This window comes from Spirosoma koreense (assembly GCF_054777875.1).
In genome coordinates this window covers 740,232-756,332 of the sequence record NZ_BAAHAC010000029.1, presented here as the reverse complement: position 1 = coordinate 756,332, position 16,101 = coordinate 740,232, and the positions used below count along the sequence as shown (strand labels likewise).

The following is a 16,101-nucleotide window of genomic DNA, read 5'->3' as shown; positions in this document are numbered from 1 at the left end:
CACCCCTTTGCCCTGCCCCTATTGAAACGCCAGCCAGACGTTCCAGAGGCCCAGAATGGCGGTAACGACAACAACGGTACCCATCGCCAGATTCTGGCTCAGCGAATTGCGGTAGGTGTCCCCCAGTAGACGGCGGTTGTTGACGGCTGCGAATAAAAACACGGTCACGAACGGCAACAAAATTCCATTGATGGCCTGAACCGCGACGATGACCGGAATAGGCGTTACGTTCAACAGGCCGAAGGTTAGTCCCGTAGCCATGACCGCTAGCCAGATGAGTCGGTAAGTCGGCGAGTTTTTGCGGACGCCCAGGAGGCTTTGGGCGGTCACGGAAGCGGCCAGGGGAGCCGTCAGCGACGAAGCCAGGCCGGCGGCAAACAAGCCAAACGCGAACAAAGAGCCTGCCCAGGTACCCAGCCGGTCGGTGAGCACCTGCGCCATGTGGGGGTACGAAAAATCGCCGGGGATGAGCAGGCCAACCAGCAGCAAGGCAACCGAGATAATTCCCCCGAGTATCACCGCTACCCAGATACCCAGCCGCATCTCGCCAAGCGATTGACCTGGAACGATGCTTGATCCGAAGAAAAGGTTGTAAGGGACGATCGTGGTCCCGATCAGGCTATTGATGAGCAGTAACGAACCCGGAGGAATGCTGGGCACGATCAGAGCTTTGGTCAGTTCGGCGGGTGTGACGGGTGTACTGAAGGCGACATATACAAAGGCGCCCCCCATGGCAAAGACAATCAACCCCAGAAAATTGGCCAGTGTCTGCGTCGATCCGATCCAGAGTAAGACAATACAAACCAGGCCAACAACGACGGTCAACGTTGGAATAGGAACCCCCGTTAGCAGTGAGAAACCAGAAACTGCCCCCAGGATATTACCAGCCTGGTAAGCAGCACAGCCCAGAAAAATAGCCAGAAACAGAGTCCAGGCAATCCAGCGGCCTTTTACCCCTGAATAAGTTTGAGTGATTACCTGCCCCAGATCATGACCGGTGGCGATGGTAATGCGGGCGGCTGCTTCCTGTAGCCAGACCGTACCGAAGGTGGCAAACGTGAGTGCCCAAAGAAGTTGTAAGCTAAATTTTGATCCGGCAATGGCGCAGGCAGTTACCGAGCCCGGACCGATGAAAGCGGCCGAAATAACCGACCAGAACAGAATACTACCAAGACCAGAGCGAAGTGAGAGGGATTTGGGCACGATTCAGGGAAAATGAATAATGGACAATGGATAATGAAAAATACAGAATTTTTTCATTATCCATTGTCCATTATTCATTCGGTGCTACGAAAGGTATTTCCGCAGCATCCAGGCCATGGCTTCGTGCGCTTCCATTAGCCCGGTCAGGAAATCGGCCGTACCCGCGTCATTCAGTTCTTCGTCGCACTTTTCTACGTCTTCGCGCAGTTCACGAACGATCTGTTCGTGGTCCGACAGCAGATTTCTGAACATGTCGGCGGTATCTTTTGGCTTACCGCTATCTTCTTTCAGGCTGGTGTTATGAATAAACTCGGCCATGGTGGCGAGGGGAGTGCCACCCAACTGGCGAATACGCTCGGCTACTTCATCGATTTCGGCTTCGATGGCTTTATACTGACTCTCGAAGAATTTATGGTACTCCATAAAATTAGGGCCAGCGACATTCCAATGGTATTTGCGGGTTTTAATATACACGACGTGCAGGTCGGACAGGAAGTCGTTCAGCAGAACATTATCCTGTTTGAGGACATCTTTCTCAAGACCAATATTGGGTTGCATAAGAGTAACGTGAGTTTAAAATGAGAGATTGGTTCGACAGGCCGGATTTCCGGAGTCGATTCCTCATTAACCAGGAGTTAGCCGCTTTGTTCGGTACAGTAAGTAATGTGTGGTCAGTCTAAATAGTATCGATGACAGCAAACCCTGTCTGGAAGATACGTTACACCAATCCTGCGAAAACGTCGTGCGTGTAGCGCACGTTCTGCTTATGAGCCTCTACCGGGCCAATCGTGTTGGGCGAGTCTTTCTCCAGGCATTGCTCCAGCACCAGCAACGGAGAAACGTTCAGGACTTTAAGGTCTCTTGCCAGCCGTCGGTAATCGATATCACCGTCGCCGAAGGTTTCCTGCCAGACCCCGTTTCTGGACTGACGGATGTGGATTTCCACGATGCGCTTCCCGTATAGTTTCACCACGTCGAATAGCGCTACCTGCGAATTGCCCGAACCCCGGTAAACCCAGTGAGCATCCAGGCAAAGCGACACGTGTTTAGAATCGGTTGCCAGCAGCATGTGATGAAATTCGCGGGCGGCCTGCCGGTGTTCCGGAGCGTGTGTATGATACGCCAGGGTAAGATCCCGTTGCCGAAGTTCAGCGCCTAACCGATCGAGATTTTTAGCCTGTTCGATGAGTTCAGCGTCGGTTTTATCGTCGTTGCTTCCCCACTTGATCGGGTTGGGGTTGGTTACGATGACGCGCGTACCGATCCGTTTGGCCGCATCGGCAATAGCCAGTACCGACTCGATAGAACGCTGGGCTTCGTCGGCCCGATGCAGCGAACTGTTGACGTACAGCGATGGCATGGCCAGCCGGTACTTTGTCAGATACGGAGCCAGTTGCTTTACTTCCTCAACGCTGGTAAACGACGGTTCGTAGGCCGTAAGCCCGGTCTTGACGTACTCCGACAGGCAGGCATCGGGGTCGGCCATCCATTGTTTTTTCTCCCGGCCATAAAACGTGCCCCAGGTATAGGCATTGCAGGAAACAGGCCAGGCTTTTGCCAGGAAACGGGCCTCAACAGGCTTTGTACCGCCCAGCGCAAGAGCACCTACGGCTGTGTTCAGAAAATCTCGACGGGTGGTAGCCATAGTAAACCTTGTTACGCTAGTGATTTGACCCAGCCAGGCCAATGACTTATTCGTAGCCTGAGTGGCTACAACGCCTAAGCACCGATCAGCAAACCTTTACTCGATTTCGCCGGCGCCCCCGCCCCCCGGCGTCTCGATCCGGATGCGTTCACCGGCCTGCATGGCCCGCGTGAAAATACCCGGCAGCGCTGTGATCCGGCCATCGCCACCGATCAGCGTCTGACGACCGGTGGCGCCAGGCTGCCCGTCGTTCAGGCCGTAAGGGGCCACGGTCCGATGCTGGCTCAGTAGCGTAGCCTGCACAGGTTCCAGAAATTCCAGCTCCCGGATAATCCCATCGCCACCAGGCCACCGGCCCCTGCCGCCCGACCCCTCGCGAATCGCGAACGTGTGCAGACGAACCGGGTAGCGCCGTTCCAGTTCTTCCGGGTCGGTGAGTTTGGTATTGGTCATGTGCTGATGAACCGCCGACCGGCCGGCCATCCCATCGGTAGCGCCCGCTCCACCCCCGATGGTTTCGTAATAACCGAAGGAGTCGGAAGCTACAGACGACTTTCCGAACAGAAAATTATTCATCGTTCCCTGACTGCAGGCCGCCAGCCCGAGCGCTTTCAGCAGGGTATCGACCAGCCGCTGGCTAACTTCGGTATTGCCACCCACCACGGCCGGACAATCCACCGACGCATCGGGGAAGACGGGGTTCAGAAAAGAGGATTCGGGTAAAATGAACTCGACGGGCCCCATCAGGCCTTCATTGAGCGGAATGTCTTTGCCGCACCACAACCGCAACACGTACAACACCGCGCTGTATAAGATGGAGATATTGGCATTCAGGTTATGCGGATGAACCCCTGAAGTACCCGAAAAATCGAACGTAAGTCGACTCTCCCGTACCGACATTTTTACCCGAATGGTATGTCCGTCGTCGAGGGCTTCTTCAGCGCTAAGCGTCTGGCCGTCGAGTGGTTCCAGTACTGCAGCGATGGCCGTGCTAGCCGACTGTTTCAAGCGGGCCATATACCGCTGTGTGGTAGACAAGCCGTATTGCCTGACGAGCTGTTGCAGCGCTGTTTCACCGGCTCGTAATGAAGCCAGCGCAGCTTCGATATCGGCACGGTTTTCGGCCAGCGCACGGGTAGGGTAGGGGCCGTTTGTAAAACGGGCTTCCAGCGGATCGGCGACTCCTTCGGCGGCATCCCATTGAAAGACGCCATTTTTGACCACGTACAGAGGCTCCAGTACCACCCCTTCTTCGGTCAGATTGGTTGCGTCGGGGGGCATGGACCCAGGCACTTTCCCGCCAATTTCTGCGTGATGCGCCCGGTTGATGACATACCCGATCCGTTCGCCCTGGTCTGTAAATACGCCACTCAGCAACGTTACGTCGGGCAGGTGTGAACCCCCGTATTTCGGATGGTTGGTGATGATTACGTCACCCGGTCCGAGCGGTAGCTTCTCCAGAACCAGCCGTGCGCAAATGCCCAGGCTACCTAAGTGTACCGGAATATGGGGTGCATTGGCCACTAATTCCGCGTTGGCATCGAGCAGAGCGCAGGAGAAATCGAGCCGCTCCTTGACATTGACCGAAAAAGCTGTACGCTGTAACTGAGCCCCCATCTCTTCCGCAATCGCCCGGAAGCGCTGGGTGAAGAGTTCGAGCTGAATCACTTCCTGGTCTTCGCTCTGGTTGTTCGTGACAGAAGCAGGGAGAAGGTCTTCAACATCGGCAACGTAGTCGATAATCGCATTTTTATCGGCCTGGACCACCACCCGCCAGCCAGCTTCGATAAAGGCCGAAGAGGTCGTGTTCAACAGCAGTGCCGGACCGCGGAAAGTATCGCCTTCCTGCAACCGGGTCCAATCGTAGGCTGGGTAGGCCTCAGTCTCAAAGGCGGGAACGGCGTGCCGGTGACTGGCCGGAGGGCCGCTCTGCGCTGGTTGTTGGTTGACAGTACTGACGATAACCCGGAGGCTTTCTACCTCAATGGGCCGACTGGCCGGATAATGACCGTATAGAAGTTGGTATTTAGCCTGAAAATCAGCTTTCAGGTGGTTGCTGAACGGCACATCTACTGCCGCTTCCTGGCCAGCCAGACGTAGAAAGACCGAAACGGTTTTTGGCTCGATCGGTACATCCGCCCCCACATCCTGCCGGAGAACCTGCGTTGCCTGCTGGATCAACTCGCTGATTCGTGCGGAGAGAGTATCTTCCATTTCGGTCAGCGGTTGCAGCACTGTTTGCGAGCCTATCCGCTCGATTTGCGCCTGCCCAATGCCGTAAGCGCTTAACAGGCCTCCATCGAAGGGTAAAATCAACTGCTCCATGCCCAGCAGACGGGCAATTGCGCAGCCGTGCAGCCCACCAGCCCCGCCAAAAACCAGTAGACTATAGGCCTGAGGGTCAAAGCCGCGGGCGACGGAAATTCTGCGGATGGCACCCGCCATAGTTTCGTTGGCAATGCGTTCGAAACCGCGCAGTAAAGCTACCGTGTCGGGCTGGGAACCGGTTTTTGCTTCAATCTGGCGTCTGACTGCCACTAATGCTTCCTGGGCTTTTTCCGGGAAAACCGGAATCCCAAACTGTTTCTGATGGAGTTTGCCCAATAACAGGTTTACGTCCGTAATGGTCAGCAATGGTACCTGGTCGGTGGTAGTTGCTCCATAACAGGCCGGGCCAGGATTCGCCCCTGCGCTTTGTGGTCCTACGCGTAACTGTGCGCCATCGAACCAGCAAACGGACCCGCCCCCGGCGGCTACCGTTTCGATCGCTAATGACGGCAGTTGAAGCTCGAACGACCCTATTTTTGTAGAAAACCGGTAATCCAACTGCTGCTGAATGCGGGCTACGTCCGTACTGGTGCCGCCCATATCGAGCGTCAGCACGGGCTGCTCGTTGCAGACGGCCGCAGCTCCGATGACACCCCCGGCGGGGCCACTGAGCAGGCTGTCTTTGGGCTGAAACAGGTCGGCCCGAACCAATCCGCCAGCACTGGTCATGACCCGAAGTGAGTGCCCGCCTAGTTGCCGGTGCACGTTATCCAGATAAGACCGCATTATAGGCGTCAGGTATGCATCGACGACCGCCGTCTGCGTGCGCGGAATGTATTGGGGGGCGGAAGATACATCCGTAGACAGGACAGTGTAAGGGAAACCGGCAGCGGTCAGTGCTGCGTGAAGCCGTCGTTCGTGGGTAGGGTTTCGGTAGGCATTCAGCAGGGAAACCGCGATGGCGTCGGGTTGGGTTTGGCGCAACTGGTCGACTAATGCGGCAATTGTCTGATCGGTCAGCGGAGAGAGCACCTGACCGCTGGCGGCTATCCGTTCCTCGACTTCCCAGACGGAGTCGTATAGCCCTTCGGCGGGCGGAATGGCCAATTCGAACAAGTTGGGTCGTTGCTGGGTGCCGATGGCCAGCAGATCTCTGAATCCCTTCGTTACGACCAGCGCCACGCGGCTACCTTTTCGTTCCAGCAGGGCATTGGTTCCTTTAGTGGTACCCAGCCGCATTTCCAACGTCGGAAAGGGTCGATGCAAAGGAGTTTGGGTCAGGAGTCGCGTGGCCAGAACGGGAGCTTCTTCGCCCGTAAAGAGTTCGATGGTTACCGCTGCTGGTTGCACCGAAAAGGGTCGGTCAAAGACCAGCGTGCTGTTCTGAGCCAAAGACCTGATCTGATACCGTTCGTCTGTTTCAATTATTCGGGCCTGATACCCGTCGAAGATGGGTGCTGTAAGCCAGGGCGCTATAAGCTTGTCACCGATCAACTGCCCACGGAGCCGACTGCTGCTGAGTACTTTGGTGCGGTGCAGGTTGCCTTCGGGGTCCAAAGCCAGCCCGTCGGTGAACGTTCCACCGGTATCAATCCAGATTTGCCACATGCGTCAGTTGATCAGGGTAATGCCCGCCTGCCGATACGCTGCTACCACATCGGGCTTCGCTTCGCTGTCGGTAATCAGCACGTCGAACAGGCTTAAGGGCGCAAAATAGAGGTATTTGGCTGTTTCTAACTTCGATGAGTCGCAGAGCAGGTAAACTTTTTCGCTCTGGCGGGCCATGGTCGTAGCTGTGCTGGCTTCCTTTTCGCTGTTGGCACTTAGCCCGTGCTGCAATGAAATTCCATCGACGCCAATAAACGCCCGATTGGCCCGGTAGCGCGCCATGTGTTCTTCGGCAATCAGTCCGTGTACAGCCTGCCGCTCTTTATCGACCTCCCCCCCCACCAGATTTACGGTCACCTCAGACGTCATCAACTCGGCCACGATGGGTAGGGAGTTGGTAATCACCGTTATCCGTTTGTTGCGAATGAACTGGCAGAGACGGAAAACGGTACTACCGCAATCCATAAAAATGATGTCGCCCTCCTGAATGTCCTGGGCAGCTAACTGGCAGAGGTAGTCCTTGCGTTCGGCGTTGACGGCGGTTTTGTTCGCAAACCGGTGGGAATCAGTGGCCAGACTAACTTTCATGGCCCCGCCCCGCGTCCGGTAGATCAGCCCCGCAGCGGCCAGTTGGATTAGATCCCGACGGATTGTCATCTCCGATGTCTGGAGCAGTTCGGCCAGTTCGTGAACATCCGCTGAGCCGCGTTCTTCGACCGTTTGTACAATTCGTTGCTTCCGCTGTTGGAAATTCATGACACTTTACGGTACTTTGTTCAAAAATAAACAAAAATAAACAATACTGAACAATGGTAAATGAACGAGTACAAATAACGGAGGAGAAACTGCTTTCCGACAACTGGTATGTTCTGAAACGTTTTACGTTCAACTACCTCGGTAAAAATGGCCAGTGGGCTACTCAGCAGCGCGAAGCGTACGATCGGGGCAACGGCGCTACGATTCTGCTGCACAACCCGCAAACCGATACCGTGATCCTGACTCGCCAGTTCCGGCTGCCTACCTTCGTCAACGGGAACCCCTCGGGAATGCTGATCGAAGCCTGCGCCGGTCTGCTCGACGATGAGCATCCGGACGATGCGATCCGTCGGGAAACGGAAGAAGAAACCGGCTTTCGGATTCAGTCGGTGCAGAAGATCATGGAAGCATACATGAGTCCGGGTTCCGTAACGGAAAAGCTGTTTTTCTACCTCGCCGAGTACACGTCCGACACCGAGCGTAACCTGGGTGGAGGTATCGACGAAGAAGAAATCGATATCCTGGAACTGCCTGTCAGTCAGGCGCTGGTCATGATGGAGCGGGGCGAGATTATGGATGGCAAAACGATCATGCTGTTGCAATACCTGCGTTTACGTCAACTCGCAAACAACCCAAATTAAGATGCTCATTCTCATTGCGGGGCCGTACCGTTCGAACACGACCGACAACCCAGACTTGATTGCAGCTAACATGCACAGTATGGAAGAAGCTGCATTGGCCGTATATCGCCGAGGGCATACACCGATCTGTGGCGAATGGATTGCTTTGCCGCTCATCCGGCAGGCGGGATCGACGAGGTTGGGTGATCCGGTTTTCAACGAAATTTTCCACCCGGTCGCCCTGCAACTGATTGATCACTGCGATGGCGTTTTACGCGTGGGTGGTCCATCGACCGGGGCTGATGAAATGATGAAACAAGCTAAAATGAAAGAAAAACAGCTCTTCTGGAGATTAGACGAACTGCCTGTCATTTCATAAAGGAGACGTGTTCATGAAACAACAGGCAGCGTAAGGGAAACCTTTATCAACGATACCCAGAATTCGACATCCTGATTATTTACCCACGGAGATCAGGTTAGCGAACAGCCGGTACGCGCCCGGTACACCGGCGGGCAGCTCGCGGAAAAAGACCAGCCCTGTGTACATGAAATGACCTTTGCCATATTTGGCGTAGATCAAACTACCCTGCTTGGCCGCTTCGTTCTGGTCATGAGCCGAGAAAATGGGCTCGTAGGCTTTATCCCAGTCCTGCGCGAAGTAAATCCCGCGTTCCTGGATCCAGTCGTTGAAATCGGCCTGGGTGATTTTATTGGGGTAATTGAGCAGCCGATGCTGCGGGTTGATAAACGTCATCGGCGCATCTTCTTCCGTCACGCGTTCGTTCACGACTTTGAACGGGTACGGGCCTAACTGATTTACTTTCAGGCCATTCTGAATGAAGCCCGAGCCGCCTGGCGTAACGTACTGCACTACCATCGTTCCACCGTTTTTGACGTAATCCATCAACTTTGGCTGGTAAATAGCCAGAAAATCGTCGGTGTTATAAGCCCGAACGCCCACTACGATGGCATCATAAACCGACAGATTGCCGTTTAGCTGAGCCGGACCAAGTAGGGTAACATGACAACCCATTTGTTGCAGCGCGGCCGGTACTTCATCGCCTGCACCGACGATGTAACCGACGTTTTTGGCCGTTACTTTCACGTCCAGCTTAACTAATTTGGCTTCAGCGGGCGGAAACAGCGTTTGCGTCGGAATGTGTTTATAAGCGATCTGGCGGAGGCTGGTCGTAAACGTACCGGTCGGCGTGGTCATCACCGCCTGTAGTTTGCCGTCTTTAGCCTGTGCGGTTGGAGTAACCTTAAATGTGGCCCGCTGTTCTTCGCCTTTGGCGGCCAGCGAAAACGGTTGAGAAGCGGGTTCGATTTGCCAGCCCGCCGGAGCATCCAGTTTCAGCGTGCCTGATACGTTCGCCCGCCCGGCTTTCAGAACGATTTCGGCGGTTTTGGGGCTGTTGTCGGCATAGATATACACCCGTTCAGTCAGGTTAGCCGTGACTTCGGGCTGGATGATGAACGGCCGGTAAATCTCCCCATCGACCGGGTCCGTCGATTTGTAGACCACAGGCCGGGTATAAGTAAAGCGCTGGCCGTTGATGGAAAACGTGTAGCTGGCCGACAGCGCAGGCGGGTTCTCAGGCAAGCCGATCAACTGTTGATTGTCGACCTGAAACAGGCCTTTTACGATGGGCTTTTCGAGCCAGTAGGGTTGCGAAATTTTTTGCGTGGCCGGAATAGACACGGTCGTTGGTAACACCACCACATCATTTGGTTTGAGCGCCAGGTTGAGCGTAGTGTCTTTACCGGTCGAATACCGAACGCTCACGAGCGTAACCGGCGCGTCGGCCCGGCTCACGATGTTGGTCGATAACGGAATGGATGAACCGGGCGTAGCAGCAAAAGCGGCCGGATTCGTCTCGAACCAAAGTCCCAGACATTGCTGAATGATCGTCTGAACGTCCTGCCGCTTGGCTTTAACGTACAGATTAGTCGTATCGAGCTGGCCGAGAGCGCCGTACAGTTGTGCCAGAGCGGGCACCGAAGCGGCTGGCTGGTCGGGACGGAAGGCGCTGATCAACTGGTTCACCTGTGTTTGAATGGCGTCGGTTCCTTTCACCCGCTTCCAGCTTATATCGATGCCATCGAGCGGATCTTTCTGCACCGGATCACCGCCTTTCAAGAGCAGATAATCGACGCGGGCGCCCCGGTTCGCCGAAGCACCGAACCCCTGACTTTTATGCTGACTGCGGCTTTCGGCGGCAATTTCACCGTAGGACCGGCCCAGTAGCGAGTTATATAATCCCGTTTCAATACCGATGAGGTTACCCGCTTCTTCGGGCTTTTTGTTGCTCAGAAATGCACCCGGAATAAAAACATTCCACATAATCCGCCGGGTCTGCCAGGGCTTTACGTAGGACAATTGTTCAGGAAACTTCGTCGGATCGTTCGAAATCTTAAACGCTTCTTCGGCCAGAAACCCCGACGCGCTGTGGTGACCGTGCCCCGCGCGGGCATCGGGTGGAAAGCGCGTAATGATCACGTCGGGCTGGTATTTGCGGATCATCCAGACCACGTCCGACAAGACTTTATCCTGGCCCCAGGTCCGAACCGCTTCGTCCGTCGATTTCGAGAAACCAAAGTCATAAGCCCGGCTGAAAAACTGGTCGGGACCATCAATGCGCCGGGCCGCCAGCAGCTCCTGGGTACGAATGACGCCGATATTTTCGCCCTGTTCCGGCCCGATGAGATTCTGCCCGCCGTCGCCCCGGGTCAGCGCCAGATATCCCGTGCGAACCAGCCGTTCTTTGGCCATGTAGGCCAGAAAAAGCGTGTTTTCGTCGTCGGGGTGAGCCGCTATGTACAGAACCGTGCCCAGCACGTTCAGTTTTTTCAGGTTCGACAGAATTTCGCCGGCGGGCGTCGGCTTGATGGGGCCGTAGGGAACTTGGGCGAACGTGGTCTGGGAGAAAAAACAGCTTACAATAAAAACCGGGAGGAGAGTACGGAACGTCACGTTTGGAGGTAGATTATTGGCGAATCAGACAAATTTACGATTCCAGCCGTATTCGGCCAAGAGCTGGCGAATGACAAAAAGAAAAGGCTACCCAATCTGAGTAGCTTTTTACCATACGTTACCTAACAACAAAATGGACTATTGGAAGATCGGTATCTTCTGAAACTGATCGGGTAGAGGCTTCGGTACGTTCGGATTGGTATTGACTTCGCCCTGCGGATAAATGAACCGCTGGGGCTTTTGAGTGCCGGTATAGAGCGGAATCGGCAACTGAACCACGGGCGTGGCCTTGGCCAACCGACGCACATCATTGAAGGCTTCGTACTGCATCAGGAAGAAAATATACCGCTGGGTAATGATTTCGTAGAGCAGCGCCGTTTGTACGGAAGTCGCTTTGGTCGGGTTGGCCAGTCCGGTCGGGCTGAAATCGTCCAGTGTATAAGCATCATATTTGAGGCCCGTTGCCGGTAGCGTTTGGCCATTCAGATAACCACCCGCCAGCCCACTTCTGACCGCATTGAGGGCCGTCAGTGCTTTCGCCGAATCGCTCAGCCGGGCCTGAGCCTCGGCCAGAATCAACTGGTTTTCGTAGTACGTCAGGATAGGGTGAGGGGCCGTCGATTTGAAGGCGCCATCGACTACGTTAGGGTCTAAACTGCCGGTAGCGGTTATGCCTACTTTAAAGTAAAAATTATACAGCCCGGTTTCGGCGGTTTTTGTGTTGGTCGAGCCTATCCGGGACTTCATCAGTGTGGGCAGGTAGGCACCATCAAAGCCCGTATCACCCGCCCGGTTGACCCGAAAAAAATCGTAGTTCTGATTGTAATCGACACCCTGGCTGGTGCCATGCGGTACCAGCGCGTCGCCCGCCGGGCTGCTGATGCCCAAAGCCGCACTGGCAACTGCCTTGGCGTATTCGCCGGTGTGCAGATAAAGCCGGGCTTTGAGGGTATTGGCGGCTGCTTTCCACTTCGCCACGTTACCTTTGTAGATGAAGTCCTGGCTGGAAAAGGCCAGACCCGCCGGTGCCGACAGGTTTTGAATGGCGTTGTCCAGGGTGGTCTGCAGAGCCGCGTACACATCGGCCTGTTTGTCGAATACCGGCGTCGGGTATTTCACGTCGTCGAAAGCCTGGCTATAAGGAATGTCGCCGTAGAAATCAGTCGCTTTGGCAATGAGCAGGGCTTCGAGTACCTGCCCAACGCCTTTCGTCCATTTATCGCCCACGGCATCAGCTTTCGTCTGGATCAGCCGGGTCTGGCTGGCTACGGGGTACAGGGGGTTCCAGGAGAAATTCTGCGACGAAACGATGTAGTCGGCATAGCCCTGGTGCTGACGGGCCAGCCCGTTGAGTGCGCCCGACCAGATCGCCGAAATACGCACGTCGGTATCTTCGTGAAGCAGCGACACGCCCAGCAGCGTACCCGACAGGAGCGTGGCCACGTCGACGTCCGTAACGGCGTTCGGGTTGCTCTGAATGTTCGACTCATTGAATAAATCCTGACAGCTACTGAGCAGATTGACGGCTAGCAGAACAAGGGTAACTTTATAGGCAAATGATGTTTTCATGATCAGCGTACGTTTACGTGTCCGAATGGCTAGTAGGTGATTTTCAGCGAGAAAAGCAGTGATTTCGTGTTAGGGTTGGTAAACCAGTCCTGTCCGCGCGATAAGCCAGCGCCCGTAATGTTCACTTCCGGGTCCGTACCCGTATAGTTCGTCCACAACACCAGATTCCGGCCGGTCAGGGCAAAGTCGACCGAAGACAGGTGGGTAAACCGGCGGAATTTTTCGCTGCGGAGGCTGTAGCTCAGGGTAATTTCGCGCATCCGGGTCGAGCTGCCGTCTTCGATAAACTGCTTGTAGGAAGCGGAGTTGAAGGCCGTTCCCCGACCCTGATACCAGGCCTGATTCAGCGCGACGGGTCCGGCACCAAAATCTTTGATTTCGCCCTGAAAAGCGGTTCCGGCGGCAATGGTTTTTCCGGTCACGTCTTTGATGCCTCCCGCGGGTGCAATGGCGGTATGACCCTGGTCGCCGTGGGTACCGATGTTGTAGAGTGCCCCACGGGTGCCGTTGTAAAAGTCGTTGCCCGATACCCGATCGAACAGAACGTACAGCGACAGCCCTTTATAGGAGAACGTGCTTCCTAAGCCCCCCCGCCATTTTGGGTTCGGATTGCCGATGATCTCGTTGTCGGTGCCGCCCTGTGGAAACCCGTTGGCATCGAGCTTGTATTTGCCCGATTCGTCTTTCAGGAAATCGGTGGAGTAAAAAATACCGAAGGGCTGCCCCGGAATCAACGACGAATTCTCCTGATAACTGTCGGGCAGGGTATAGACCGTAGCCCCGGCCAGGGAGATGACTTTATTCCGGTTGAGGGAAAAATTAGCCGCCAGATTCCATTTGAAATCACCCAGGGTCAGCAGGTCGGCCCCGGCTTCGAATTCGAGTCCTTTGTTGGACAGCTCGGCCGCGTTGATGTTACGGACCGTATACCCGGTTTCGTTCGGTACGTTCAACGACAGAATGACATCTTTGGTCGAATTGCTATAAGCCGTTGCCGAGAAGTTGATGCGGTTGTTGAGAAAGCGTAGGTCGACGCCTACTTCGGTTTCGGTTTTTCGCTCGGGGCGCAGGAAATCATTGCCCGCTGTGGTGCTGCGTACGTACCCACCTCCGTACAGCGAACTGGCCGACGACAGCCCCCCGGCAAATGCATCGCCGTAGATGGAGGGCGTTACGGGCACGAAAGTCGTGAAGTTCTGGTAGGGCTGCGGCTGAATACCCACCTGGCCCCAGGTCAGTCGCAACTTTCCGAAACTCAGCACTGAGCTGGTTTCCAGGCCTTTGAGCTTGCTGAACTGCCAGGCTAGCGCAGCCGACGGGAAAAAGAAGCTGCTGTTGGTTTTGGCGCCAAACGTCGAGGCACTTTCGCTCCGGCCCGTCAGGGTCAGAAACAGCATGTCGTACGCCTGCGCTTCGGCCTGTGCGTAGTAGGCATACGTACGGATCAGTGAATTGTAGTTACTCGCCGTCAGGTTCGAGTTCAGGGCATTCGTCAGAATGTCGGGGGCGGTAGGCACAATCAGATTGGTGATCGCATCCGATAAAATGGCTTTCCGGCGGCTGTTGTAGTTGACACCCACCAGCAAAGACCCATTGAAGTCACTGCCGAATGTTTTGGTCATGTTGGCAAACACATCCGTATTGAACTGCTTCTCGGTGATCCAGTTTTTCGACAGATAACCGCCGAGGTAAGTCGATGAATTCCGCGCAAAGCGTTCCAGCCGGGCATCGGTAAAGTTGTCGATACCCGTGCGGCCCGTAACGGTCAGCCACGAGTTGGGGGTAATATTCAGTTCTACGTTGCCCGTAATCCGATCGACGTCGGTGGTGTTTTTGTTATTATTGATGTTCCAGACCGGGTTCGAGTAAATCGAATTTTGATCGATACCCAACGGATTGCGGTACGAGACGTGCGCATTGTTGAATACCTGCCCGGCCGCGTTGGTATACGTTCCGGTGTAGTAGGAATTATCGAAGTCGGGGGCGGTTCGCGTACCTCCCAGCAAAATACCGTCGAGGTTGTCGCCCTGCTGGTTGCGGGACGAAAATACTTTCGAATAACCCACGTTGGCCGAGGCCCGAAACCAGTCGGTAAACTGACTGGCTACGTTGACCCGGGCGGTATTGCGCTGGTAATTGCTGAACGCTTTGACAATCCCTTCCTGGTTGAGATTCGAATAACTGATCATGAAATTGGATCGGTTATTTCCACCGCTGATGTTGAGGCTATTGTCGGTAAAATGGCCGGTCTGATACACGTCGTTTACGTGATCGAACACCTCTCTGGAATTTTTGCCACCGTGCGGATTCGCCGTCGTACCAGCCGCAATCGCGTACCGCTTCGTCCCATCCGGAAACGTAACGAAACCCTGGTAACCAGGCGCCGTCGGGTCGGTGATGTACGTATCCGGCCCGCCTTTCCGGTCGGAAATCAGATCGCCGAAGCTAACCTTATTTCCCTGGCTATAGAGGCCGTTGCTACCCTGCCCGTAGGTAGTCTGTAAGGGATGCATTTTATTGACCCGGTCGAACGATACGGTGGACTTGAACGTGATGTTGACCTTGCCCTTGGAGTCCTTGCCTTTCTTAGTGGTAATGACGATCACCCCGTTGGCGGCCCGTGTGCCCCACAAAGCTGCTGCCGACGCGCCCTTCAGCACTTCCATGCTTTCGATATCTTCAGGGTTGATGTCGTTGATGCGCGACTGCTGCACAATGGAGTTGCCCGCTGCTGATCCGTTGTTGTCGCTGGAGTTACTGACCGGAATTCCATCGACAATAAACAGCGGCTGGGCATTCCCGTTGATGGTGTTCTGCCCGCGAATCTGGATGTAGGCGCCCGCTCCCGGATCACCGCCGTTTCGGGTGATCAGAACCCCGGAAGCTTTGCCGCTCAGGCCGGTCAGCAGGCTGGTTTCTCCCGATTTGCTGATGTTCTTGCCGGATACTGTCGACACCGACGAAGCAAATTTGTCTCGCTCTTCGCGCAGGCCAAGGGCAGTGACAATGACTTCCCCTAACTGTTTGGCGTCGCTCTTGAGCGTAACATCGATGGTTTTACGAGAGCCGATTAGTTCCTCGACCGTGGTCATCCCGACGGCCGAAAAAACGAGGGTGGTGCCGGTCGTCGGTACGTTGAGGCTGTATTCTCCTTTTGTGTCGGTTATGGTACCGATTGTCGTGCCTTTCACCACGACCGTAACGCCCGCAAAACCGCCTGCGCCTTCTTCAGCGACTACGGTACCGCTGATCTTTCGGCCCTGCGCCCACGCCATTGAGTAACTGAAGCCTATGAGTAATAGGCTTGCCAGTAGTGATTGCTTCATAGCTTTAGGTAGATTAAGAAATACAAGTGCTGTTCGCAAAAGTATTATCTTGAATTTTATATAAAAATATTATTCTTAAATAAAATAAATATTTAGAATTATATTTTAACTATTAAAATTAAAATGAAATAA

The 16,101-nt window shown here is 54.8% G+C and carries 10 protein-coding genes; 2 read left to right on the top strand and 8 right to left on the bottom strand.

Annotated elements, in window-relative coordinates:
• Positions 1–18: 18 nt before the first annotated feature.
• The 5 genes from ACYVC2_RS31015 to ACYVC2_RS30995 all read right to left on the bottom strand — a co-directional run bounded on the left by ACYVC2_RS31015 (position 19) and on the right by ACYVC2_RS30995 (position 7,480).
• Positions 19–1,203 (bottom strand): NRAMP family divalent metal transporter, encoded by a 1,185-nt coding sequence (locus ACYVC2_RS31015; RefSeq protein WP_461109350.1) that lies wholly within the window; start codon positions 1,201–1,203, stop codon positions 19–21.
• An 84-nt stretch (positions 1,204–1,287) separates the two neighbouring features.
• On the bottom strand, positions 1,288–1,761 hold the full coding sequence (locus ACYVC2_RS31010) for a Dps family protein (RefSeq protein ID WP_461109348.1): 474 nt from the start codon (positions 1,759–1,761) through the stop codon (positions 1,288–1,290).
• A 160-nt stretch (positions 1,762–1,921) separates the two neighbouring features.
• Positions 1,922–2,848, bottom strand: a complete 927-nt coding sequence (locus tag ACYVC2_RS31005) for a sugar phosphate isomerase/epimerase family protein (RefSeq protein WP_461109346.1) — start codon at positions 2,846–2,848, stop codon at positions 1,922–1,924.
• A gap of 96 nt (positions 2,849–2,944) precedes the next feature.
• Positions 2,945–6,724, bottom strand: a complete 3,780-nt coding sequence (locus ACYVC2_RS31000) for a hydantoinase B/oxoprolinase family protein (protein WP_461109344.1) — start codon at positions 6,722–6,724, stop codon at positions 2,945–2,947.
• 3 nt (positions 6,725–6,727) lie between these two features.
• Positions 6,728–7,480 (bottom strand): DeoR/GlpR family DNA-binding transcription regulator, encoded by a 753-nt coding sequence (locus ACYVC2_RS30995; RefSeq protein WP_461109342.1) that lies wholly within the window; start codon positions 7,478–7,480, stop codon positions 6,728–6,730.
• A 53-nt stretch (positions 7,481–7,533) separates the two neighbouring features.
• On the opposite strand from ACYVC2_RS30995, the gene nudK reads away from it, so the two are divergent.
• Both nudK and ACYVC2_RS30985 read left to right on the top strand, forming a co-directional pair.
• Positions 7,534–8,121, top strand: a complete 588-nt coding sequence (gene nudK, locus ACYVC2_RS30990; RefSeq protein WP_461109340.1) for a GDP-mannose pyrophosphatase NudK — start codon at positions 7,534–7,536, stop codon at positions 8,119–8,121.
• 1 nt (position 8,122) lies between these two features.
• Positions 8,123–8,479: a DUF4406 domain-containing protein gene (locus tag ACYVC2_RS30985; RefSeq protein WP_461109338.1), complete on the top strand. Its 357-nt coding sequence runs from the start codon at positions 8,123–8,125 to the stop codon at positions 8,477–8,479.
• A gap of 75 nt (positions 8,480–8,554) precedes the next feature.
• On the opposite strand, the gene ACYVC2_RS30980 is transcribed toward ACYVC2_RS30985, so the two are convergent.
• The 3 genes from ACYVC2_RS30980 to ACYVC2_RS30970 all read right to left on the bottom strand — a co-directional run bounded on the left by ACYVC2_RS30980 (position 8,555) and on the right by ACYVC2_RS30970 (position 15,969).
• Positions 8,555–11,074 carry a PIG-L family deacetylase gene (locus ACYVC2_RS30980; protein ID WP_461109336.1) on the bottom strand — a complete coding sequence of 840 codons (2,520 nt, stop codon included), beginning with the start codon at positions 11,072–11,074 and terminating at the stop codon, positions 8,555–8,557.
• A 138-nt stretch (positions 11,075–11,212) separates the two neighbouring features.
• Positions 11,213–12,643 carry a SusD/RagB family nutrient-binding outer membrane lipoprotein gene (locus ACYVC2_RS30975; protein ID WP_461109334.1) on the bottom strand — a complete coding sequence of 477 codons (1,431 nt, stop codon included), beginning with the start codon at positions 12,641–12,643 and terminating at the stop codon, positions 11,213–11,215.
• A 29-nt stretch (positions 12,644–12,672) separates the two neighbouring features.
• A complete protein-coding gene (locus ACYVC2_RS30970) occupies positions 12,673–15,969 on the bottom strand; it encodes a SusC/RagA family TonB-linked outer membrane protein (RefSeq protein ID WP_461109332.1) in 3,297 nt (1,098 codons plus the stop codon).
• Positions 15,970–16,101: the final 132 nt, after the last annotated feature.

Bases quoted from the DNA above. Each gene is read 5' to 3' on its own strand.
- ACYVC2_RS31005 (WP_461109346.1), bottom strand. From the start codon at position 2,848: ATGGCTACCACCCGTCGAGATTTTCTGAACACAGCCGTAGGTGCTCTT.
- ACYVC2_RS31010 (WP_461109348.1), bottom strand. From the start codon at position 1,761: ATGCAACCCAATATTGGTCTTGAGAAAGATGTCCTCAAACAGGATAAT.
- ACYVC2_RS30970 (WP_461109332.1), bottom strand. From the start codon at position 15,969: ATGAAGCAATCACTACTGGCAAGCCTATTACTCATAGGCTTCAGTTAC.
- ACYVC2_RS31000 (WP_461109344.1), bottom strand. From the start codon at position 6,724: ATGTGGCAAATCTGGATTGATACCGGTGGAACGTTCACCGACGGGCTG.
- nudK (WP_461109340.1), top strand. From the start codon at position 7,534: ATGGTAAATGAACGAGTACAAATAACGGAGGAGAAACTGCTTTCCGAC.
- ACYVC2_RS30995 (WP_461109342.1), bottom strand. From the start codon at position 7,480: ATGAATTTCCAACAGCGGAAGCAACGAATTGTACAAACGGTCGAAGAA.
- ACYVC2_RS30985 (WP_461109338.1), top strand. From the start codon at position 8,123: ATGCTCATTCTCATTGCGGGGCCGTACCGTTCGAACACGACCGACAAC.
- ACYVC2_RS30975 (WP_461109334.1), bottom strand. From the start codon at position 12,643: ATGAAAACATCATTTGCCTATAAAGTTACCCTTGTTCTGCTAGCCGTC.